The sequence below is a fragment of the Neobacillus sp. Fa239 genome (genome assembly GCF_055395235.1).
This window is the reverse complement of record NZ_AP041611.1, coordinates 2,484,562-2,504,610: the sequence shown is the minus strand read 5'-3', so window position 1 is coordinate 2,504,610 and position 20,049 is coordinate 2,484,562. Positions and strand designations below refer to the sequence as shown.

Sequence of the window (20,049 nt, the reverse complement as noted above, 5' to 3'; positions counted from 1 at the left end):
GTAGATTGGATTCCACCCCCCTCACAGAACCGTGCTTGCGCTATTAACGCACACGGCTCCTCCTAGTTATCATTTACAGAATGTAGCTAATCTCTTTTCTTAAATCGTATATATTCACTTTTAATCTTGGTGATGGAAGTGGATATTTATTAAGAAATAGACTGAATTTATCCCATTTAAAGGATTTCCTTTGGCTTCTTCTATTGAGCCATTTAAACTTTTCGATTTTATCTTTGAAGTTGTTAACATTTTGGGTATTATCAGTAATGCAATAATAGTTGTAATAACCTATAAGTGAGCGTTTAAATCTATCCATAATCAAATGAATATCTTTACTTCTATTACTCTTCAGCCATTCTTTCGTCTCTTTTAGTTTAGCTTGTACTTTCTTTCTGCTTGATTTCCGTTTCACACGAAATTTCCCTTGTTTACTTTTCCCACAATAGTGAGTAAACCCAAGAAAATCAAAGGTTGCTGGTTTATTTCTCCCTTGTTGATTTGCATTTTGCTCCGCAAACCGCCCGAAGGGAATAATTTTGGTTTTATCCTCAGCTATTTCTAAATTAAATTTCTTTAATCTCAACTTTAGAGATTGGAAGAATTGCTGGGCTTCACTTTTAGATTGGAAACAACAAACAAAGTCATCTGCATATCGTACTATGTATGCTTGTCCCTTGCACTGTCTCCTGACCCTTTTCTCAAACCACAGGTCGAGAACGTAGTGGAGGTATACATTGGCTAATATCGGAGATATTACTCCACCTTGCGGTGTGCCATTATCTGTTTGATATTTCTTACCTTCCTCCATGTATCCACCTTTAAGAAACCTACCAATTATTCTCAGTAAGGTCGGATCAGTGATTCGCAGTTTTAAGAACTCCATCATCCATATGTGGTCAACGTTATCGAAGAATCCTTTAATATCTACATCTACTACATAATTTACTGACCTCTTTTCAATATAGAAGTTCAGTATTTTCAAAGCATCATGGCAGTTACGATTTGGGCGGAATCCAAAGGAACAGTCTAGAAAGTCATTTTCATAAATTGTATTTAGTATCTTTGTAATGCCTCTTTGAACAATTTTATCTTCATGTTCCGGTATTCCCAATGGTCTTTTCTTGTTTGAATTGAGCTTTGGAATATACATTCTCCTTACTGGAACAGGACGATAGCTTTTGCTTTTAAGCCTACTTACTAAATCCTCTATATTTTCTTCTAAGCTTTCACCGTATTGCTCTTTGGTTGTACCGTTAATACCTGTTGCCTTCTTATTGGGTAGTTCGAGGTGACATTGAACCAATGCTTCCTTATTTAATAGATGTGCAAGAGATGAAAATTTCATTTTAGAATCAGATTTTGCTAATTCTGCTATCCTTAGTAGTTTTGTTTCCATTTATTATACCTACCTCTATGTGTAGTAAATGTGTCCCTAGTAAGGGTGATAACTGGTAGCTAGCCTTTCCTCCATCGGCATTACCCAACTTCATTGGTACTACTCTGCTATCCGACTCCCTACATCGGCATTTGGTTTCCTTGCTTATTATCGCTTGTTGACCATACTCTTCTAAAAAAAAAAAAAAGAAAAGACCGGTAGGGTCTCCCGAGTTGCCGTATCATATCAATGTATAACGTGCCAAGGTCTCTGACTCCAGAGAGGTTTTATCCTTCTCGTCCCTAACGAACGATAAAATGTAGCTTTCTGCTGTGCTTAAGGCATCAGCCCTCTCGATTTACTAACATTATGGAGCTCAATCCCTTCAACCATTTGGCTTTCGGCCCGCTGTCGGGTAGAAAACAAGCGCGCGCAATCAATATTTATAGATTCACGTTTCTTGTAGCCCCCCTACGATCCCGGACGGTCGGATTTCCCGAGTCCGGTTCTGACCTTGGACTGCATCACATACTCGCCTTCCCAAATAACCGCAGGGTTAAATGTTGGTACACATATTCCCCCATCAACTATTGGTTTACTTGTATGCTAGTCTATGAACAAATAATAAAAGCTCAGTGTCTTTGAAGTTCTGACTGCCCAAGTGCCCAGAGGTCCTTCGCTCCAACATAGGTGTTACCTTGATGGAAGTGCAATTTTCTTACACTTAAGAAGGCATTACCCTTCCCTCATCGCTACTACGACCTCATGCGCCAGTCCTAAATCATCCTACCATTTTCTATTAGCCTCTTATATGATAGGTCTTTATTGGTTAGTACCTTCCCAATTTGAAGTAGGACCTTCCCGTCGTTATCTCTGAGAATCTTTCCACAGATGCCAGAACCCATACCCCGGCTGCTCTTACGGTGCATTTGACCGTTTCTTCCCGTAAGACATCGGTCTTCCCCCGTTAGGCAAAGGTCGACGCTATGCAAAACATCCCTCGAACAGTTTCTTAGAGGGGCGTAGATTTCGGGATTGCAGTATTCGTTAAATCCTTCTGGCCTCTGTGTTTGCTCGCCACACAGACTGTTCCGACCTTTTTCTCTCTGTGTAGAATAGGCCGCCGTGACTTTTACTTCCAAGCAGAACGTAGTTCGTTACCTCCCCACGCATTGGATATGCTAGTCATCCGAATCGGTCAATTGATGACAGGAGACTTTCACTCCATAAGATTCTCAGCCTTGACGGCTGCTCCACCTAACTGTCTACGCTTAAAGACTAAAGTTACCTTTAGCCCTCCAAGACTCGCTACGAGCGAATGGCTAGTTCTTACTCGACGGGAATCCCACCCGTTATATGATACGACCTATGCTCGGCCGCACAAGCACCCGTTAGTTGAATAGTGTTCTAATATTTTTTTAAGATTCCATATATAAATCCAATTAAAATAGTAATGGCATAATACAAATACATTTTTTTAGCTTTCAAATAATAATCCGCCTTTAACACTTTATTAACCTTTGACTCTTTAAAAACTTGATTGAAGTGTTTATAAGTTTTTATGCCTTCATAAATAGACAAAGCACCAAAAATAATAAGTAATATTAAACTAACAGATTTCAAAATCATTATCCCCACTTATTATATCCCCCTAAGATACACTGCTTCTTTCATTTAATTTTATAATATTTTCTTACATTAAATAAGGGAAATCTTATACAACTAAACTGCTCTTTACTTGAATAAGGAAAAGGCGATCTTTCTTTATTGACCCCTCCTTATATGCCATTAAGTATAAATAGTCGAATGATATAGGTTCTTTTTTATGAAGAAATTACCTGTTATTGATTTTTGTATTTAATCCATCCTATTTATTGAGGTGAAAATAATGGAAAATAGAAATCCTGTTGAGTATACGGGGAAAGTCTTAGATGAAAGAAATGACCTGACTGGTCCTGACGATGAGGGAAAGAGACCATATCCAGAACGACCAAAACAAGTATCTATACAGCAACCAAATAGTAAAAGTATGTAATATACCGAAGGGGTATTAAGAATACTATAGGTGAAATATAACTTTATTAGGCTGCCAGCGTGGCAGCTTCTTTTTTCACGATACTGCCCCTTTAGCATAATAACAACTGCTGTTTTAATTCCGTCATTCAGATCAACAATTCCTGTAAAAAAGAAATTTACGGGAGAGATGAAATTGTTATTATCTAAAGCATGGGAAAGATATGAAGCTGATAAACGAATTGAAGGATTTTCGCCGCAAACATTAAAAGCCTATCAGAACTACAATCCGCCTTACTTATACGCTTTATTAAAGATGTTCAACTTGATACAATCACTACGGATCAATTAAAAGCATACTTAGCCAAATCAAGTGAAAGCCTTAAACCTGCCAGTTTAGCTCATCGGATTCGTTTTATGAAATCATTGTTTCGATGGTCACATGAAGAAGGACATATTCCCAAAAACCCCGCAGCTAAAATAAAAGAGCCTAAAGCTGGAAAACGAATCCCCAAATTTTTGACCGAAATGGAAATCGAGCATTTACGGGAAGCCTGCAGTAACCCAATTGAAAATGCACTGTTTAAATTTATGTTCTCCACCGGATGCCGATTCGGGGAGATTGTCACCTTAGATAGAAACAGAATTAATTGGTCTAACCGTTCAGTCGTTATAAGAGGTAAAGGTGATAAGGAGCGGGAAGTCTACTTTAATATCCGCTGCGAAATCTGGTTAAAAAGGTACCTGGATAATCGTGTAGACCAGGATCCTGCTATTTTTGTCACGGAACGCGATCCCCATCGAATGAGCATTGCCCAGATGCGGTACATTATTAAGCGGATTTCCAACCGCGCTGGCATTAACAAGGACATTCATCCGCACCAACTTCGTCACAGCTATGCAACTCATCTTTTGAATAATGGAGCACCGCTTGATGTTATTCAAAGCTTATTAGGGCATGAAAAAAGCGAAACGACCCGGATATATGCCCAACTGAGTGGAAGCATCAGGCTTGAATTATATAGGAAGTATTTTTAGCGACAGCGTTGCTTTATTACACTCTTGCACCCGTTAATTGAATAAAGAATACATTTAACAATACTGCTTTGAACAACTAAGTAGAAAAACAATTTACACTGATTTTATCTTATTTTCATTTGTAATTATTTTTTCCACAATGTATTGATAGCCATAGATAAAAATTGATAATAATACACAAATAAAATACCAAATGGTATGATTTATTTTTTTAAATTTAAATATATCAAATTTTTCCCACATAGAACCAAGTATAAAAGCATTAAAAATATTCGCAATGGCATTGGTAACGAGGTATTTTGGGAAATTACCGTAAGCTAGTTTAAAAATCCATAGCGTTGCTACAAAATATGGTCCTAATATGTATGAGAAATCTACATTACCAGGGGAAAGTGGATTTTTATTTATCCACCATCTTCTCTTATTTCCGATGACACTAAAGACACTTAAAAATAAGTTAATAAAACTTGCTACGGGTAAATACCTTACAAGTGATTTTTTATCCATAAACAGAACAGAAAGCCATGGAATGATTATCATAGATAACGAAAATGCTTTCTTTTTATTCATCTCAACCAACTTCCTCCGGAATGTTTTTTTTATCATTCCTCAGGCTTAGCTTTTTTATTATCACTTATTCATCTATCCTGCTTCGTTAGCGGAACAAGAAAAAAGGATCGCCGCAGCGGTCCCATATTTAACTCTTGCACCCGTTACTTTAAGTGAATTAGTTCACAATATTTATTTTTGATTCTTTCTTGAAAGATAATGAACGTATTTATAAAAGCAAATTAAAATTATAAAAAGTACAGGGTAAGCTATAATTGAATGCCAAAATTTCCAACCGCTATAGTAGAAGGTTCCACTCCATCGGAATAGTAATTCGTATATATTAGCAAAGATTGACCAACAAGAAATATAAATAACCTTACTAAACATCTTCTTTTTGAAAGGAAACATATTTAAAAATACTATACTAACGGCTGGATAAATACCAAAGACGAAAATAAAAGTTTTCAACTCAGGACCTTTGTTAAAATACCCATACAAGTCATAATTTAAGCTAAAAAGGATATCTGCTGTCATTTGTAAAACTGTGGAAAACAAGGTGGTGGTTAGAATTTCAATACCAGATAAGAGTTTTGGTATAAATATTGCAATAAGATTAAACACAATAACTGAAATTATGAGAAATGTCACTATAATTTACCCCTAACAACTTTGAATTTCCATTTCTATATTTTATCCCTCATTTTTTGAATGTATTAATGGTTCACTCTTGTCTTGTTCAACTATCCAGAACGTTAGCACAAAAAAAAGGCTGCCGCAGTAACCATCTTCAACATAAGCCCCCGTTACTTAAATAAGCAACAGACTTTTATTGCTTAAAATCATCGTATTGTATTGTGAATATATACACTTTATGTTATTCCTGCATTGGTCGAATGATAATTTTATCCTCAAATTAGAATTGCATTAATCAATTCAAGAAGTAAAAGACTATTTAATAAAGGAGGATAATTAATGAAATACAAAGCAGAGAAAACGATCGAAATTTCATCCTGCATAATTGTGTCATTATTATTAATAAAATTAACACCAAAAAATAAAATTCGTGAATCACTAGTCGTATTTTTATTTAAACAAGCACTAACATGGATTTTTGGATTACTAGTTGTAGAAAAAAACTTAATTTCCTATCCATTTCGCTTCTTTTTCAAAAAAGCAAATAAAGCTTCTTTTTCATTTGAATACTTTATATATCCTGGACTGTGCGCCTTATTTAGTTTGTACTATCCAAAAAATAAATCTAACCTTATAAAAACCCTTCATTACTGTATTAGTACTTCTGTAATAGTCATCTTTGAAATAATTGCAGTGAAATATACAAAATTAATTAAATATAAAAAATGGACTTGGTATTGGAGTTTTATAACAATTTGGATAACTGATTACTTAACACAAGCTTTTCACAACTGGTTTTTTAAAACTAAATTTCATGAATAAAAAGGGGCAGGTAGACTGCCTCTTTTTGCCTTAATTTAAATACACGATAAGAGTCAAAAACGACTTTAGTCTTGTTGAACTAATCTGCACGTTACTTCAATAAGAAAAAGCATTACCTTTTTTTCAGTAATGCCCCCATTAGCCAACCATGCAGCGCAAAAAACGCGCTGCACCACAGCGAATGAAAATGAACTATAACCGTCAATACTGCAACTACGGCTGGGAGAAGAAGGTCGATAAGCTATGGTGCCATTAGAGCCCATCCGTTAGTCTGACTCCAACGACCACGGTGCATCACAGACTGTCGCTCCCTTACGGGAAGCACTTATGGGAGATTAATCCTGTTCTGGTTATTGCACCAGCCTCCATTTATATTTGCCGTAGAAAGGATGTTCTCAATGGAAGTCATCATTGAACGTGCATGCGGTATGGATGTCCATAAAGATAGTATTACTGCATGTATTATCACACCAAAAGGAAAGGAGATTCAAACATTTTCAACCAAAACTGTTTTTCTATTAAAAATGATTGATTGGATTAAAGAACATGGATGTACTCATGTGGCAATGGAAAGCACAGGTGTTTTTTGGAAACCGATTGTTAATATTCTTGAAGCCGAAGACATTGTGTTTTTAGTTGTGAATGCACAACATATGAAGGCAGTTCCAGGACGTAAAACAGATGTAAAAGACGCTGAATGGATTGCCAAGCTTCTTCGTCACGGATTACTTAAAGCTAGCTTCATTCCAGATCGAAATCAGCGAGAGCTACGAGAATTGGTTCGGTATCGTCGGAGTATTATCGAAGAACGTGCTAGACAACATAATAGAATTCAGAAGGTTCTAGAGGGTGCTAATATTAAACTTGCTTCTGTGGTATCTGAAATTATGGGTGTTTCCTCTAAAGATATGCTTCGAGCCATTGGAAATGGTGAAGATGATCCTGTTAAACTAGCTAGTCTTGCTCGACGAACCTTAAAGAAAAAGAAAGACGATCTTGAACTCGCTCTTAAAGGCTATGTCCGTCCTCATCAACGAATGATGATTCGAACGATTCTTACACACATAGATTTTCTAACCGAACAAATTGATTTGCTTGATCAGGAAGTTTCCGAAAGAGTCAAATCATTTCAGGAAGATATTGAACGATTAGATTCAATTCCTGGGATTGCCACTCGTATGGCTGAGCAAATCTTAGCTGAAATTGGACCCGACGTCAAAAATCAGTTTCCAAGCGCAGCTCATTTATGTTCGTGGGCAGGACTAGTACCTGGACATAATGAGAGCGCTGGAAAAAGAAAATCAGCGAAATCCAAAAAAGGAAACAAATATTTAAAATCAGCTTTAACTGAAGCAGCCCAATCCGTCAGAGGATCTAAAAATTATCTTGGTCATATGTATAGACGAACGGCTGCACGAAAGGGAAGCAAAAAAGCAGCCATAGTCGTTGCCCATGCTATGTTAAGAATCTCCTACTATCTTTTAACTCGGAAAGAAATGTATGTTGACTTAGGAGAAGATTATTTTGATAAACAAAAACAGCAATCTATTGTTCGTCACTCCATGCGAAGACTTGAAAGTCTAGGTTATACAGTATCAATAAAAGAACCTGAAGTTTCCTGATCCAATCCAACATATAACCATTACCAAAAATCAGGCGCTCTCCCTTTTTTTAAAAAACGAATGAGCTGCGTCTTCTTTAGTATTGCCATTTTCCTAGAAAGTCAGAATTTATTTTCATGGGAGTTTAAGTGAAATTCTTCACAAAATATCTGGAAGAAAGTTGCTTAAGTCCTAATGTAATAAAATAAGCCCTTCCTGTTTTTATGCAGAAGGACTTGAATATGGATTATAATTGTTTCTATTTTTTTATTAATTCATCCCTATCAGGAGCCATAGGAGGCTGTTCTAGCCATCCATTTTTAATCATTATATTAGCCCCATCATCAGCATACAAAGCTATTTCAGCAGTAAGCCCTATATAATGCAGACCTAAATCCCTTCTAGGACTCACCGCCATACTTGTACCATAAAATCCAATACTTAGGGCAATATGGGATGTAGTATAGTACATCATAAGTTTATCTGAAAAAGTATAAGCTGTAGACTCTGTTACATCTGAATCCCATGACATAGGTACTGGAAGGTAATCCTTTCTCAGTATAGATCCAAAAACATCACAATGCTTTTTTGCAATTTCTACACCTCTAAATAAAAACTTAGCTACCTCTTTTGACTGTGCAACTTGACTAAATCCTATTAAGGTTGCAACTCCAAAAGCATTTCTTTGAAAATTAACATAGAGGTTTGATATTTCTGTTCCTATTAATGGTCTCTTTTCCCCAAAAAAGCCTTTAAGGAAACTTTGTTTTTTAACAAAATCAATATCATCTGGTATAGGTAAATAAGGAGACCTGATATAAAGACCTTTAGATAATAAAAGCTCTTTTACTTCCCTAAGAAAATTTATTAATTGTGAAATACACTCACTAAAATGACTGTAAACATCTGCCCTAACTGATACTGACAGATGGATACTGTATCCTTGCAGAGCAATTTGTGATGCTTGATGGAGGTAATTCAAAAAATATGTGTCTGAATACAAACTAGGAGCATTTACATTTACATCCTCAATAAGTTTAAATCCATAAGGTATTGGGTACTTTTCTTTGTTGAAAATCTCAGTTAGTGTTTTAAGATTTCCTTGAGCAATTTCAAAAGCATGTTTGACTAATGCCTTAATCTCTTCATCCTCAACTATGGTTAAAAAGTATTTAAACTGACAAGCAATGGCAGTATCATTAATATAGGATGTCCAAAGAGCTGTTATCTCTCCTGATGTAAGTTGTACATGATTGCCTTCCTCCATAAATAAACCTCCATCTAACCAAACAATCCTTTTTTGTACAATATTCCCTAACTTTTCTAACAATATGTGATTAAAAAAGCCTTCTGCTTTATACAGTAAGCTAAAACAATTTATAATTACTTCCTATCCATTTCTGCCCAATTAACACAATAAAAATGGGACCGTCGCAGCAACCCCATCTTAAACATAAGCACCCGTTAACTTAAAAAAATTTTGAACTAATCACTGAAATCTTTAAATAGTGTCTCTATTTCTTTAACATCATAAAAGTCGCCATCACTTATGAACTTTTCAATTTCTATTGTACCATCATCCATAAACTCAACTTCCCAACGTTGCCCTGGTACAGTAATTTCAACCATAATGGCTTCATTTCTAACTTTATTTAGTTTATAAAATATATTGCTGTCTTCTAATTTATTAAGGAAATGAATTAACTCCTTAAGCCCCACCAAAACCATCCCCCTTATTAGGTACAATACAGTTTATATTCTAAATCCTTATTGAACTATCCTGCATCTTTAGTTCAATAGCAAAAAGCCACCAATGATATGGCAGCTGGATCTTAAACTATTGCACCCCGTTTGTTTAAGTGTAATCCTTCACAATCTTACCCCGCTAGTGAAGAAGATTACTTTTCTGGATTTATTTTATGTGTGATTATGGTACCATCTTCATTAACTATTGCTATAAGACCTTCATCACTTTTCACCTCTGAAACTGTCAGATGCTCTGACAAATCTGGTGAGCGATAACCTTCCGTACTTGGAACATTCTTTCCTGCAATTAAATCTTCCATAGTAAGGATTCTTTTTTGGGGGTCTTTTCGATCAAAGGCATCTTCACCTAAATGCATCTTAACTTTTTCCTGAATTTCTAATATTTCTGGAGACTTTCTTACATGTTCGTCTGATGTTAAAAGCATAAAATAATTTTCAGCAAATTCTTCAACTTTACACGGAGCAGTTTCAATAACTTCTATACCAAACATTTTAACATAGGGTAGACCAAATAATGTCATCCAACCTATATCACCAAGGCAGGTCTTATAAGTAAGCCCTGGACCAGGTGCACCACAAAGTTTTGAGATATGACAAGCAAATCCAAATACGCTATTTGACCAAAGAAATAACTTTTGTACCAATTCTAAAAATTTTCTTGTTCCGTTTTTTTTGGTTATAAAATCTGTTTTTATCCAAAGTGAAATTGCAGTATCATTTCTTAGCCCCCATTCAATTGAACCAGTATATTTAGGATGATGTAAATCAATATTATAAAATGACATTTCTTCTCTTGATTTTATCCATAATTTTTTTGCATTTTCAACTGAGTATAGAGTTTTATCCGAACCACAAATGCTTATTTTTTTAGGCAAATATGTTTCATCAGTTTCTTTCAGAATTTGAAAAAATTCTTCTACTACATTGACATGCTTAGGTGTTTGAAATCCATAACACATAAAATGAACTTCATCAGGTTTTTTTTACCATACCTCTAACCATCCTTTTTACTTTTTGACTGCTCCATTATCGATTCAACAACAGGATAGTTAATCCTTATTGTACTATCCTGCTCCGTTAGCGGAACAAGAAAAAAGGATCGCCACAGCGGTCCCATATTAAACTCATGCCCCCGTTAGCCATCCATGAAGCACAGCTTCACCACAGAGGATGGAATTTTAACCCGTTCTTCCATGGTAGTTTCCGTCAATCATCCCTTCTTCTTTTTCAACTTAATCATTTTGAACTTTAATTTGTTAATCTATTGCAGTGGCACAGATGTGCATTGGATGGAATGGGGAGAGAATGGTTCAGTAGATTAAAGTTTCTAAAAAAGATTGACAAATTAGTGAATTTTTCCTCGAAGAAATGACAGTGATTTATTAATATACTATAATGCACATATGAATGAAGCAATTCATATAGGTTTTTACATACAAAAAATAATGAGGTATTGATTCCCATGACACAAACGAATAATCAACAGTACATTCAGAAAAGCAATAAAAACTTTGCTGTGCTAATTATTTCCATTTCCATCATTGCCAATATTATAATTCTGGCGCTGTTCTTTACGAACATAGGTTATAAAGGAAAAGTAACCTGGGATGTAAATATTTTACCCCGGCTGAATGCCATCTTTAACAGCTTTACATTCATTTTTTTAGTCGCTGCTTTCATTGCAATAATGAAAAAAAATGTAAATGTGCATAAAGGCTTTATTCTGGCAGCTTTTTCTTCCACTTTTTTATTTTTAATTTCATACTTGACCTTCCATTATATATCTCCTGAAACAGCAAGATATGGGGGGCATGGTGCCATTAGAACGATTTATTTCATCATTCTCATTACACACAGCTTTTTAGCTGCCATCATCGTGCCGATTGCTCTTTTTGCTCTGGTATGGGGATGGACGATGCAAATTACAAAACACAAAAAAATTGTCCGCTGGGCAATGCCAATCTGGCTGTATGTAAGTATAACCGGCGTTATCGTTTACTTAATGATGGCACCTTACTATTAAGAGGAACTTTCTGATATGTTCATGTTTGTCATAAACATAGCTGATATAAGGAGAAATCTCCTCACAAAAAAGCTTGGGAAATTCCCCAAGCTTTTTGCCTTTAATTTTTTACAATAATATATTGAATGCTAACAATTTCATCTAAGAAAATACCTGTACTAAATCTATATTGTCCTTCTTCCACTAAACTGCAACCGTTAACATAACAAGCAAAAAAGACTGCCGCAGCGATCCATCTTGAACTCTTGCGCCCCGTTACTTTAAGTGTAATTCTTCACAATATTGTACGTGGAGAAAACATTTAGGAAAATAAAAAGAAAAATGCGATTTGGTGCAGAGCTCGAGAAGGTGATCGCGAATGGAGACGACATCTGTGAAAAAGTAAAGGAAATTGAAAAAGCCCAACTCGGATGAGTTGGGCAACAAATGCCAATGAACCCATTTAATTTTAGAAAAAAAAGGTTGCAACTGCCTTGCTTTTTAACTCATCCCAGTTAATAGGAAAAGAAAAAAATACCCAATCACGGGGATTTTATTGAACTACTTAGAGTTAATGATTCGTTTGCTGAATTCGATTTAAAAAGACAGATAAAGTTTGTTCTAAATTTTTCAATTGACCCCTATCCATCGACATGGTTTCTAATAACCTTGTGGGAATACATTCTGCTTTGTTTTGCAGTCCCTCACCCTTTTTTGTTAGCGAAATGATGACACTTCTTTCATCCTCTAAAGATCGCCGGCGTTCAATGAGATGATTCCCCTCCATTCGCTTCAGCATTGGAGTCAAGGTTCCTGAATCTAAAAATAATCTTTTACCTAATTCCTTTACCGTAACGGAATTTTTCTCCCATAGTACCAACAATACAAGGTATTGAGGATATGTGACATCTAGCTCTTCCAGTAAATTTCTATATAATTTTGTGATCTCTCGTTCTACAGTGTAAAACTTAAAACAAATTTGGTTCTCGAGCTTTAATTTTTCATTATTCATTTCTATTTCCCTTTCTTTTTGCTTACCTATCATTATAATACACAAATCCGTCTTTTTAAAACACAATTAAATTGTCAACAATTAAATTTTCTACAATTTAATTGTTGACTTCTTTATAGAGTAGAGGTAAGATGAATTTGCGTTATTACATTGTGCACAATTTAATTTTATAAAATATAAAGGGGAGATTTTAAAATGGAAGCAATGTATACAGCAAAAGCTACTGCAGAAGGTGGCAGAATAGGGAAAGTAAAAAGTAGTGATGGTACTCTGGATTTAGCTCTATCAATGCCTAAATCTCTTGGTGGGCAAGAAAAGGAAAATGCAACAAATCCTGAACAATTATTTGCCGCTGGATATGCTGCTTGTTTTGATAGTGCCTTAAATTTAGTAGCGAGACAATCAAGGAAACGTATTATATCTAAAGTTACCGCAGAAGTATCGATTGGAAAAGATCTGGATGGGGGATTTAAGCTAGGGGTAGTGTTAAATGTAGCTATAAACGGCATTTCTTTGGAAGAAGCAAAAGAATTGGTTGAGCAAGCACATAATGTTTGTCCATATTCTAAAGCAACTAAAGGGAATATTGACGTGGAATTAAAAACAAAACTATTTTGATATTTGCAATTTGACAATGGGATAGGCACCTTAGCCTATCCTATATTATATAAAAATGCTTTGTTCAAATCGATTTAAACTTCTTTTTTTGGTTTTCTCCAAAAATCTCTTTAGATTCTCCAATACATATCCACAAGTCTGTGCGCTACCCTGTTTTCTTCTTCGGTTTTAAGATGATCCTAAGCAATGGTAAGATTTGTTGCTACATTTTCTTGACCCTACGCATGATTCTTTGGAGATATTAATTTACGCTTCTGTAACTATCCTGCTCCGTTAGTCGAATAAGAAATAAAGTAGGGAAACCTTTCTCAAGGCTTCCCCCTTATCAAACCGTACGTGCCCTATTAAGGCATACGGCTTACCAAATGTTACAATTTAATCAAGAGGATGCATTCCAGGCATTTTGCATCTTTTGGACACGGTGAGGTGTGAAATATCACCTTTTGCTTTTGCTCGTTTGATTCGATTCTGAATGTCTCTTTTAACTTTTCTGGACATATCACTTAGGTATTGTTCCTTTGTGTATCCATATGCTTTATTTAAATAGAGCCAATAAGTTGGAATCAGATTGATGTTAAGAAAGAAGGCATTATTCCAAATACTTTGCATCTTCATCCCTTTTCTTTGGGAAGGATGTCTATGAATAAAAGCTACTCTTAGTCTTTTCATTATGTATCCATCTAAAGATTTCAGGTTTCTTCGAACCCACCTTGTAATACAGTGGTTTGGAATCCCTCGACTAATATTATCTTTTATAGCATTAACTATAGTTAGGTAATAGTTGACCTTCCCTCTGATAATTGGGTTCACTCGCTCAATCCACTCTTCCTTACTCAGCGTAAGCGTTTTACGGGTCTTGTCCTTTATTTTCGACCGAAAATCTTTGACGGATTCTTCCTTTGGAGTTACATGAAATTCTAGCTTGTTATCTTTCTTACCTTTTCTCCAGTGATGGAACGTGAAACCTAGAAAATCAAAATCATCCTTCTTAAAGTTGACGATTTTAGTCTTTTCTTTAGATATCTCAAGTCCAAGTTCTTTCAACTTATCCCTAGTTATAGAAGCTGCACTCTCGATGCTATCTTTCGATTTTGCAAAGAGGAGAAAATCATCCGCATAGCGGACAAAACGAATGTTGTTCAAGTCCCATTCCCAGTCAAGTTCATTTAAATACACATTTGCTAAAAGTGGTGAAATTACACCACCTTGAGGGGTTCCATAATCCGAGTGGATTAGTTTGCCTTCTTCCATGTGTCCAGCCTTCAGCCATTGTTCAACCAACCCTAGGACCGTACGGTCCGAAACATATTTCTTAAGAACTTCGATTAGTTTCTTATGAGGGATATTGTCAAAGAATCCTTTTATATCACAATCGTAGATATGATTGTAGCCTTGCTCAATATTCCACAGAATTATTTGTAAAGCTCTTTGAACTCCACGATTCGGTCTGTAACCTACTGACCAACTATGAAATAGATTATCTTCAAATTTGGGCTGAAGTACGTTCACTACACTTTGTTGTACAATGCGATCTTCAATTGTTGGTATTCCAAGTGGTCGTTTCTTCCCATTCTTCTTGGGAATGTAAACTCTCCTTACTGGCTGAGCTTGATAGGTCTTTGCCTTTAATCTGTCTAAAAGTGCCATGATGTTTTCATTTAAATTAGCTTCATAACTTTCTATTGTTTCTCCATCGATACCGCCTGCACCCTTATTAGCTTTCACTTGTTCAAAGCATTGGGTTAGTCTTCGGTCGAATAATATTTGTCCATAAACACTGTGTAGCTTAAATTTCCACTCTTGATTCATTGCGTATTCCACGCCTTTCCTTGATGTACATTCAAACGGTTTTACCGCAGTAACATGATTGTTAACATTACATCTTGTTCATGACTTGGAGCCATAGGTCATTCCCCTTCCGTTCACTTGATGTTATGGTCATCAAGTTACTTCCGTACTATGAGAATGTCTGACTACTCCACCCATTCTTCGTCACTTCGGGTTACCCTTATAGACTAGAACCCTGCCTGTTCGGTAGGGTGGAGTTCTCACGGGGTCATCGCATTTCCCTTCTAAGCATACCCTGCACCATCACGCTATAAGTCACATTTCCTCGTTCTGACTTCTAAAGGAAATGCCTTTTTGAGAGGGCTTCCTTACTTTTCGAAAAGTCGCCAACTTATCTCGCCGCCGTGCTTCACACTTATTGCATTAGGGTCTACCTATTCGCTTACGGTTCTCTCGATTTACCGCATCTCCTTCAGACAACACCTCACGGTGTTGCCCTAGATTAAGCTTCCCGAGCTAGGTCAGTCTCCTCGGGTATGGATTTTCACCATCTGGGATTCATTTTCATTATCCTCTCCAAGTCGTTTCACCGAGATGACGTCTCTTTCAGATAATGAAAAGAAAAAAAGATCGCCGCAGCGATCAATCTTGAGCTCAAGCACCCGTTCGTAAAAATGTATTTCAGCAGGTACGTTTGCATTTTTATATATATGAATACAACTGAAGGAGGAAAAAGATGAAAAGCCGTTTTCCACTTTAAAATCAACATGCAAAAAGGGATGTCCCAGAAGGATCTGACCCCTCTCCACACTCAAAGTACACTCCATTAATCTCTTACCTGTTTTACTGGGTAAATCTTACCGTAGCTTCTCTGATACAGCTTCTAGTTTCCAATACTGCTTTACAACGGAACGTTACTCTTACATGTAAATCAAATGTACCAGTTCCAGCTACTTCTACTCGGTCGTTACCAACTTTACGTGAATTTCCTACTATTCTTGGCGGATTTCCCGAAATCGGAGGAATAGGAGTTAATGACCATTCATATATAATATCCGAATCACTACCAGAACACAAAAATCCGCATTCTAAATCAGCATCAGCAAAGTATACACCAGAAATGCTTGTACTTTTAATTCCTGGGGGTCTTAGGCGAGAGCCAGAACAACAACTATTCTCTTCACCTACTTTATTACAGACGCAATTACAATTCCTTTGATCTGCCCAACCAGGGTCTCTTCTACTATCTAACAATTATCCTATCACCTGCCTTTATAGCTTGTACTATCAATATATTCAGGATATACTAGCTTTCTTGGACAAATTTACCCAAACGACATATTTAGTTTCTCTAGACAATCGAAATAAACTGTCTTCAACAAACTACTCGTTATTACAACATGGAAAAAGCGATTCCTCTTTAATTCAAGAATCGCAGTTAGTCGAATCAAATATTACATTATTTATATCACATAAAATAAAATTACCTTTTCCATTATCAATGATTTAAATTTGTCAGTTTCAAATTGTGAATTATTGATTTTTTCCTTTTTTATTTCTAACATATCCAAAATTTCTCCTTCTATCTTTCTTCTAGCTTCCAACACTTTCAGAGTCCCTTCAAACCCTTCGTAACCACACTGTTTTCCTTAACCTTGTTGAGTGTAGTATTCGATAAAAAATGAAGACCATTCTTTTAGGTCTTTCATCGAATACTTTTTTTAAATGAAAACTCGAGGTCATCTTGTTCTATATAAATTAATACTTGATTTAAACTCTCTATTATGTTCGCTAATTTGAGAATATAATTTACAACTTTTTCTTTTTTCTCACCACATCTTACCATTCCCATAGTTAATGGATTTTGAATAAAATAACTTTCAAAAATAAATTAGTTTTAGCAATTTATTTCACTGTATAATATAAAAAAAAGACCGATTCATCAAAATTATCGGTCTTTCAACTCTAAATTAATGTTAGAGGATGGTTTAGAGTTGTGAACATAAGTATGCTATGGTAAAACAGAGATACAGCCCAAGAGGGTGTAAAGTTTTTTTAGGAGTGTTAAAAAATGAATAAATCAGAATTAGTTAACAAGGTAGCTCAATCAGCTGATCTCACACAGAAGGAAGCATCCAAAGCTGTAGATGCAGTTTTTGATACCGTTTTGGAAGCATTAAAAAATGGTGATAAGGTTCAATTGATTGGCTTCGGAAACTTTGAGGTTCGTGAACGTGCTGCTCGTACGGGTCGAAATCCACAAACTGGTGAAGAAATTCAGATAGAAGCCGGAAGAGTTCCTGCTTTTAAGGCTGGTAAAGCTCTTAAAGACGCAGTATCTGGAAAATAATTTTTTAAATAAATGTTAATACATAATGAATGTTAAAAAGTCAGTACCTTATAAGGTATTGACTTTTTTACAAGTCGTAAAACATATTAAAGTGATAAGTCACCTAATATCTTGCCCCCGTTAGCCATTCATACAGCGCAAAATCAGCAAGATTTCCCTCGTTTTCTTATGTCCTCTTTTTCTCTTATTCTCTTTTCTATCGTTTTTACTATGTCAGTTGGTCGGGTAATATAAATATAACTAAACCAATTATAGAAAAAGTAGATATCTACAAGTCATTAGCAATCATACTAATTATTTTAAATACCAAATTATACAATTATAGTACAAGCAATCTAAAAATAATTAATGGAACACAAAACAGGGAATGAGGTGATCCTCATTCCCTGTTTTAATTATGAGCCGGCTAAGATTTTACGAAAATTCTTCTTGTAGTAAAGCACCCCGTTACTTTAATAATCATTAGTTATTTCTTTTTCTTTTAAAAAAAGGATTGGAAACCATACAAAAGAAATGCTTTGTAAAAGAAGAATATGAAAAATTGGGAATAATAAACTCTATCATCAATTGAAAAAAAGAACTTCGAATAAGAAAAACATAGGGAGATTTTAGTCTTCCTATGTTTTCATTCATATTATTTATCTGTTTGTTTTTGCTTCTTTTTCAAATACTCCGAACGTATTTTTTCAAGATGCTGCTTTTTATCAAATTTGGCAGGCGTCTGTTTTTCATGAAACTTTGTCACAGCTACCTGACCTTTGTAATCCAATTGATATTTTCCCACTTTGTTCACCTACTTTTCCTGTCTTTAAAGAGAATCTATTCAACAAATATAATATACCTTATTTTACTGAAGTAAATGCTAATAACCATTACGTTCTCGATGATTTCAAATTTAGGTTCTGAGGGGAAATATTGTTTTTTTTGCAAAGTCTTTTTACTTGTTTAAAAAAATCTACATCCCCAATATTTTTCTCAAAAAATTCCCCTTGTTATTACCTTTTCTACTTATATCTATCTTAATCCAAATATTTCCTTATTCAACTAACCTGCTTCGTTACTGCAATAAGAAAACGTGACCGCCGCAGCAATCCCATCTTCAACTCTTGCACCTAATTAATTGAACAAACACGTTACTTTTTCAACAGTCTTTTTGGAGAAATTATATAAATCCCCATCATCAAATCCTGTTGCAAATACAACTTCTTTAGGTAATCTTGCAGGGTAAGAAAGCAAATAAGTATTCGCAAAAGTGATTGTTGATGAAATCGTTAGAAATAATCCTAAATAAAACTTATCTTCCCAAAAATTATACAAATCATTATATAGGGTTATATTTGGGTATCTACCTTCAGGGAAATAATCATTATTACTTGCCCAATCCTCATCATCAACTTCCCATTCCGATGAACCTGTAATATAAAGTTGAATACCTTCTTCACTTTCAAAAAGACCAAAATTAAAGGCAAGAATATCATCTTGTACTTTCTCTTGTTCAAATAATTCGTTAAGCCAATCCTCAAATTGTTTATAGCTATCAGTTAATTGATTTCTAAAATCACTTAAATCTGCTGTATTATCTATACTTTTGGCATACTTTTCAATTATTTTATACCCATTATTTAAAGTTGGCATTTCTTTAATTAACGATTGTAACAGTTCATCTACTTTTTCAATATCCGACATATCGCACCCACTTGTCCTTATAATGTTTTTAACCATTTTTCTTTGATTCTACAAAATATAACGTTTTTCCTTCTTCAACTAACCTGCCGTTAGCACAAGAAGAAAATTGACCGCCGCAGCGATCCTTGCCGGAAATTGATTTTTCACTCAAGCACCCTTTAGTTTAAGAACAATATTTCACAAACTTCCCTTCACCAGCCCTTTATATTAGCCAAAACACAAGTCCTATTACTGTTAAAGAGAAAAGTAACGGGATTGCACAACCAACTCCTAAACAACTGGAAAGCAAGTTATAAATAAACCAACGAGATTTTTCACCCTTGGTCGGTTTTTCTTCAAACACTTTAGGCGAATATGTCCTATTCTTTTTCATCATTAAAATCATTCCCTATGTATTTATATAAATAATAATTCGTTCGCCGCATCAACCCCGTTAATGAACATAAGCACCCGTTTGTTGAATAACAATGACATTTTTATACTTTGTTTTCCAATCAGCCTTAAGGTCTAAAAAGATTAAATACACCACTATAAAAAATAAAGAAATCAATGCAAAGTATCATAATGCCAGCTAGGAAGAAAAGAATCTTATTATACCAATAAGGCATACTTACACCTAATCGTTCTTCTGACAAATCGAAATCCCTCATCTGTGATTTTCTCAATTTTTCTAAACTTTTTCGACTCTTCTCATGTTCTTCTGCTGTATATCGATACGAGAGATACAAAAAAGATAAACCAAGGATTCCTATTAGAATCGCAAATATAAGATTCCCAATCAAACCCGTTTCC

At 35.2% G+C, this 20,049-nt stretch carries 20 protein-coding genes and 1 pseudogene; 7 read left to right on the top strand and 14 right to left on the bottom strand.

Annotated elements, in window-relative coordinates:
* Positions 1-73: 73 nt before the first annotated feature.
* The gene (ltrA, locus tag ACZ5XR_RS12035) at positions 74-1,396 is read right to left on the bottom strand and encodes a group II intron reverse transcriptase/maturase (RefSeq protein ID WP_464501880.1); all 1,323 of its coding nucleotides are present in this window, start codon (positions 1,394-1,396) and stop codon (positions 74-76) included.
* A gap of 1,386 nt (positions 1,397-2,782) precedes the next feature.
* A complete protein-coding gene (locus ACZ5XR_RS12030; RefSeq protein WP_464501879.1) occupies positions 2,783-3,013 on the bottom strand; it encodes a hypothetical protein in 231 nt (76 codons plus the stop codon).
* Between the two features lie 250 nt (positions 3,014-3,263).
* Here ACZ5XR_RS12030 and ACZ5XR_RS12025 point away from each other — a divergent pair, with 250 nt between their 5' ends.
* Both ACZ5XR_RS12025 and ACZ5XR_RS12020 read left to right on the top strand, forming a co-directional pair.
* Positions 3,264-3,410 carry a hypothetical protein gene (locus ACZ5XR_RS12025; protein WP_464501878.1) on the top strand — a complete coding sequence of 49 codons (147 nt, stop codon included), beginning with the start codon at positions 3,264-3,266 and terminating at the stop codon, positions 3,408-3,410.
* A gap of 174 nt (positions 3,411-3,584) precedes the next feature.
* A pseudogene (locus ACZ5XR_RS12020) lies at positions 3,585-4,426 on the top strand (tyrosine-type recombinase/integrase).
* A gap of 93 nt (positions 4,427-4,519) precedes the next feature.
* Here ACZ5XR_RS12020 and ACZ5XR_RS12015 read toward each other — a convergent pair.
* Positions 4,520-4,996 (bottom strand): hypothetical protein, encoded by a 477-nt coding sequence (locus tag ACZ5XR_RS12015; RefSeq protein WP_464501877.1) that lies wholly within the window; start codon positions 4,994-4,996, stop codon positions 4,520-4,522.
* A 171-nt stretch (positions 4,997-5,167) separates the two neighbouring features.
* Positions 5,168-5,599 carry a CBO0543 family protein gene (locus tag ACZ5XR_RS12010; RefSeq protein ID WP_464502291.1) on the bottom strand — a complete coding sequence of 144 codons (432 nt, stop codon included), beginning with the start codon at positions 5,597-5,599 and terminating at the stop codon, positions 5,168-5,170.
* A gap of 351 nt (positions 5,600-5,950) precedes the next feature.
* Here ACZ5XR_RS12010 and ACZ5XR_RS12005 point away from each other — a divergent pair, with 351 nt between their 5' ends.
* Both ACZ5XR_RS12005 and ACZ5XR_RS12000 read left to right on the top strand, forming a co-directional pair.
* A complete protein-coding gene (locus tag ACZ5XR_RS12005; RefSeq protein WP_464501876.1) occupies positions 5,951-6,433 on the top strand; it encodes a CBO0543 family protein in 483 nt (160 codons plus the stop codon).
* 398 nt (positions 6,434-6,831) lie between these two features.
* Positions 6,832-8,055, top strand: coding sequence for an IS110 family RNA-guided transposase (locus ACZ5XR_RS12000; RefSeq protein WP_464501875.1), 1,224 nt, complete (start codon positions 6,832-6,834; stop codon positions 8,053-8,055).
* A gap of 238 nt (positions 8,056-8,293) precedes the next feature.
* Here the strand turns inward: ACZ5XR_RS12000 and ACZ5XR_RS11995 are convergent, their stop codons facing one another.
* The 3 genes from ACZ5XR_RS11995 to ACZ5XR_RS11985 all read right to left on the bottom strand — a co-directional run bounded on the left by ACZ5XR_RS11995 (position 8,294) and on the right by ACZ5XR_RS11985 (position 10,760).
* The gene (locus ACZ5XR_RS11995) at positions 8,294-9,301 is read right to left on the bottom strand and encodes a DUF3231 family protein (RefSeq protein WP_464501874.1); all 1,008 of its coding nucleotides are present in this window, start codon (positions 9,299-9,301) and stop codon (positions 8,294-8,296) included.
* 218 nt (positions 9,302-9,519) lie between these two features.
* Positions 9,520-9,762 carry a hypothetical protein gene (locus ACZ5XR_RS11990; protein WP_464501873.1) on the bottom strand — a complete coding sequence of 81 codons (243 nt, stop codon included), beginning with the start codon at positions 9,760-9,762 and terminating at the stop codon, positions 9,520-9,522.
* 170 nt (positions 9,763-9,932) lie between these two features.
* On the bottom strand, positions 9,933-10,760 hold the full coding sequence (locus ACZ5XR_RS11985) for a hypothetical protein (RefSeq protein WP_464501872.1): 828 nt from the start codon (positions 10,758-10,760) through the stop codon (positions 9,933-9,935).
* Positions 10,761-11,263: 503 nt separating this feature from the next.
* On the opposite strand from ACZ5XR_RS11985, the gene ACZ5XR_RS11980 reads away from it, so the two are divergent.
* Entirely contained in the window at positions 11,264-11,824 is a 561-nt protein-coding gene (locus ACZ5XR_RS11980; RefSeq protein ID WP_464501871.1) for a DUF420 domain-containing protein, read from the top strand.
* A 550-nt stretch (positions 11,825-12,374) separates the two neighbouring features.
* Here ACZ5XR_RS11980 and ACZ5XR_RS11975 read toward each other — a convergent pair.
* Entirely contained in the window at positions 12,375-12,815 is a 441-nt protein-coding gene (locus tag ACZ5XR_RS11975; RefSeq protein WP_464501870.1) for a MarR family winged helix-turn-helix transcriptional regulator, read from the bottom strand.
* 195 nt (positions 12,816-13,010) lie between these two features.
* Between ACZ5XR_RS11975 and ACZ5XR_RS11970 the strand changes: the two genes are divergently transcribed.
* Positions 13,011-13,433, top strand: a complete 423-nt coding sequence (locus ACZ5XR_RS11970) for an organic hydroperoxide resistance protein (RefSeq protein WP_464501869.1) — start codon at positions 13,011-13,013, stop codon at positions 13,431-13,433.
* A 375-nt stretch (positions 13,434-13,808) separates the two neighbouring features.
* Here the strand turns inward: ACZ5XR_RS11970 and ltrA (ACZ5XR_RS11965) are convergent, their stop codons facing one another.
* The 3 genes from ltrA (ACZ5XR_RS11965) to ACZ5XR_RS11955 form a co-directional block, all read right to left on the bottom strand.
* Positions 13,809-15,242, bottom strand: a complete 1,434-nt coding sequence (gene ltrA, locus ACZ5XR_RS11965; protein WP_464501868.1) for a group II intron reverse transcriptase/maturase — start codon at positions 15,240-15,242, stop codon at positions 13,809-13,811.
* Positions 15,243-15,742: 500 nt separating this feature from the next.
* Positions 15,743-16,036: a hypothetical protein gene (locus ACZ5XR_RS11960; protein ID WP_464501867.1), complete on the bottom strand. Its 294-nt coding sequence runs from the start codon at positions 16,034-16,036 to the stop codon at positions 15,743-15,745.
* Between the two features lie 28 nt (positions 16,037-16,064).
* Positions 16,065-16,475, bottom strand: a complete 411-nt coding sequence (locus tag ACZ5XR_RS11955) for a hypothetical protein (RefSeq protein ID WP_464501866.1) — start codon at positions 16,473-16,475, stop codon at positions 16,065-16,067.
* Positions 16,476-17,292: 817 nt separating this feature from the next.
* Here ACZ5XR_RS11955 and ACZ5XR_RS11950 point away from each other — a divergent pair.
* Positions 17,293-17,571, top strand: a complete 279-nt coding sequence (locus ACZ5XR_RS11950) for an HU family DNA-binding protein (protein ID WP_464501865.1) — start codon at positions 17,293-17,295, stop codon at positions 17,569-17,571.
* A 634-nt stretch (positions 17,572-18,205) separates the two neighbouring features.
* Here ACZ5XR_RS11950 and ACZ5XR_RS11945 read toward each other — a convergent pair.
* The 3 genes from ACZ5XR_RS11945 to ACZ5XR_RS11935 all read right to left on the bottom strand — a co-directional run bounded on the left by ACZ5XR_RS11945 (position 18,206) and on the right by ACZ5XR_RS11935 (position 20,039).
* Positions 18,206-18,355, bottom strand: a complete 150-nt coding sequence (locus ACZ5XR_RS11945; protein ID WP_464501864.1) for a hypothetical protein — start codon at positions 18,353-18,355, stop codon at positions 18,206-18,208.
* 332 nt (positions 18,356-18,687) lie between these two features.
* The gene (locus ACZ5XR_RS11940) at positions 18,688-19,257 is read right to left on the bottom strand and encodes a hypothetical protein (protein WP_464501863.1); all 570 of its coding nucleotides are present in this window, start codon (positions 19,255-19,257) and stop codon (positions 18,688-18,690) included.
* A gap of 500 nt (positions 19,258-19,757) precedes the next feature.
* Positions 19,758-20,039, bottom strand: coding sequence for a hypothetical protein (locus ACZ5XR_RS11935; protein ID WP_464501862.1), 282 nt, complete (start codon positions 20,037-20,039; stop codon positions 19,758-19,760).
* Between the last annotated feature and the right edge of the window lie 10 nt (positions 20,040-20,049).

Coding starts and splice junctions, on each gene's coding strand:
- ltrA (WP_464501880.1), bottom strand. CDS start 1,396: ATGGAAACAAAACTACTAAGGATAGCAGAATTAGCAAAATCTGATTCT.
- ACZ5XR_RS12025 (WP_464501878.1), top strand. CDS start 3,264: ATGGAAAATAGAAATCCTGTTGAGTATACGGGGAAAGTCTTAGATGAA.
- ACZ5XR_RS12015 (WP_464501877.1), bottom strand. CDS start 4,996: ATGAATAAAAAGAAAGCATTTTCGTTATCTATGATAATCATTCCATGG.
- ACZ5XR_RS12005 (WP_464501876.1), top strand. CDS start 5,951: ATGAAATACAAAGCAGAGAAAACGATCGAAATTTCATCCTGCATAATT.
- ACZ5XR_RS12000 (WP_464501875.1), top strand. CDS start 6,832: ATGGAAGTCATCATTGAACGTGCATGCGGTATGGATGTCCATAAAGAT.
- ACZ5XR_RS11995 (WP_464501874.1), bottom strand. CDS start 9,301: ATGGAGGAAGGCAATCATGTACAACTTACATCAGGAGAGATAACAGCT.
- ACZ5XR_RS11990 (WP_464501873.1), bottom strand. CDS start 9,762: ATGGTTTTGGTGGGGCTTAAGGAGTTAATTCATTTCCTTAATAAATTA.
- ACZ5XR_RS11985 (WP_464501872.1), bottom strand. CDS start 10,760: ATGTGTTATGGATTTCAAACACCTAAGCATGTCAATGTAGTAGAAGAA.
- ACZ5XR_RS11980 (WP_464501871.1), top strand. CDS start 11,264: ATGACACAAACGAATAATCAACAGTACATTCAGAAAAGCAATAAAAAC.
- ACZ5XR_RS11975 (WP_464501870.1), bottom strand. CDS start 12,815: ATGAATAATGAAAAATTAAAGCTCGAGAACCAAATTTGTTTTAAGTTT.
- ACZ5XR_RS11970 (WP_464501869.1), top strand. CDS start 13,011: ATGGAAGCAATGTATACAGCAAAAGCTACTGCAGAAGGTGGCAGAATA.
- ltrA (WP_464501868.1), bottom strand. CDS start 15,242: ATGAATCAAGAGTGGAAATTTAAGCTACACAGTGTTTATGGACAAATA.
- ACZ5XR_RS11950 (WP_464501865.1), top strand. CDS start 17,293: ATGAATAAATCAGAATTAGTTAACAAGGTAGCTCAATCAGCTGATCTC.
- ACZ5XR_RS11940 (WP_464501863.1), bottom strand. CDS start 19,257: ATGTCGGATATTGAAAAAGTAGATGAACTGTTACAATCGTTAATTAAA.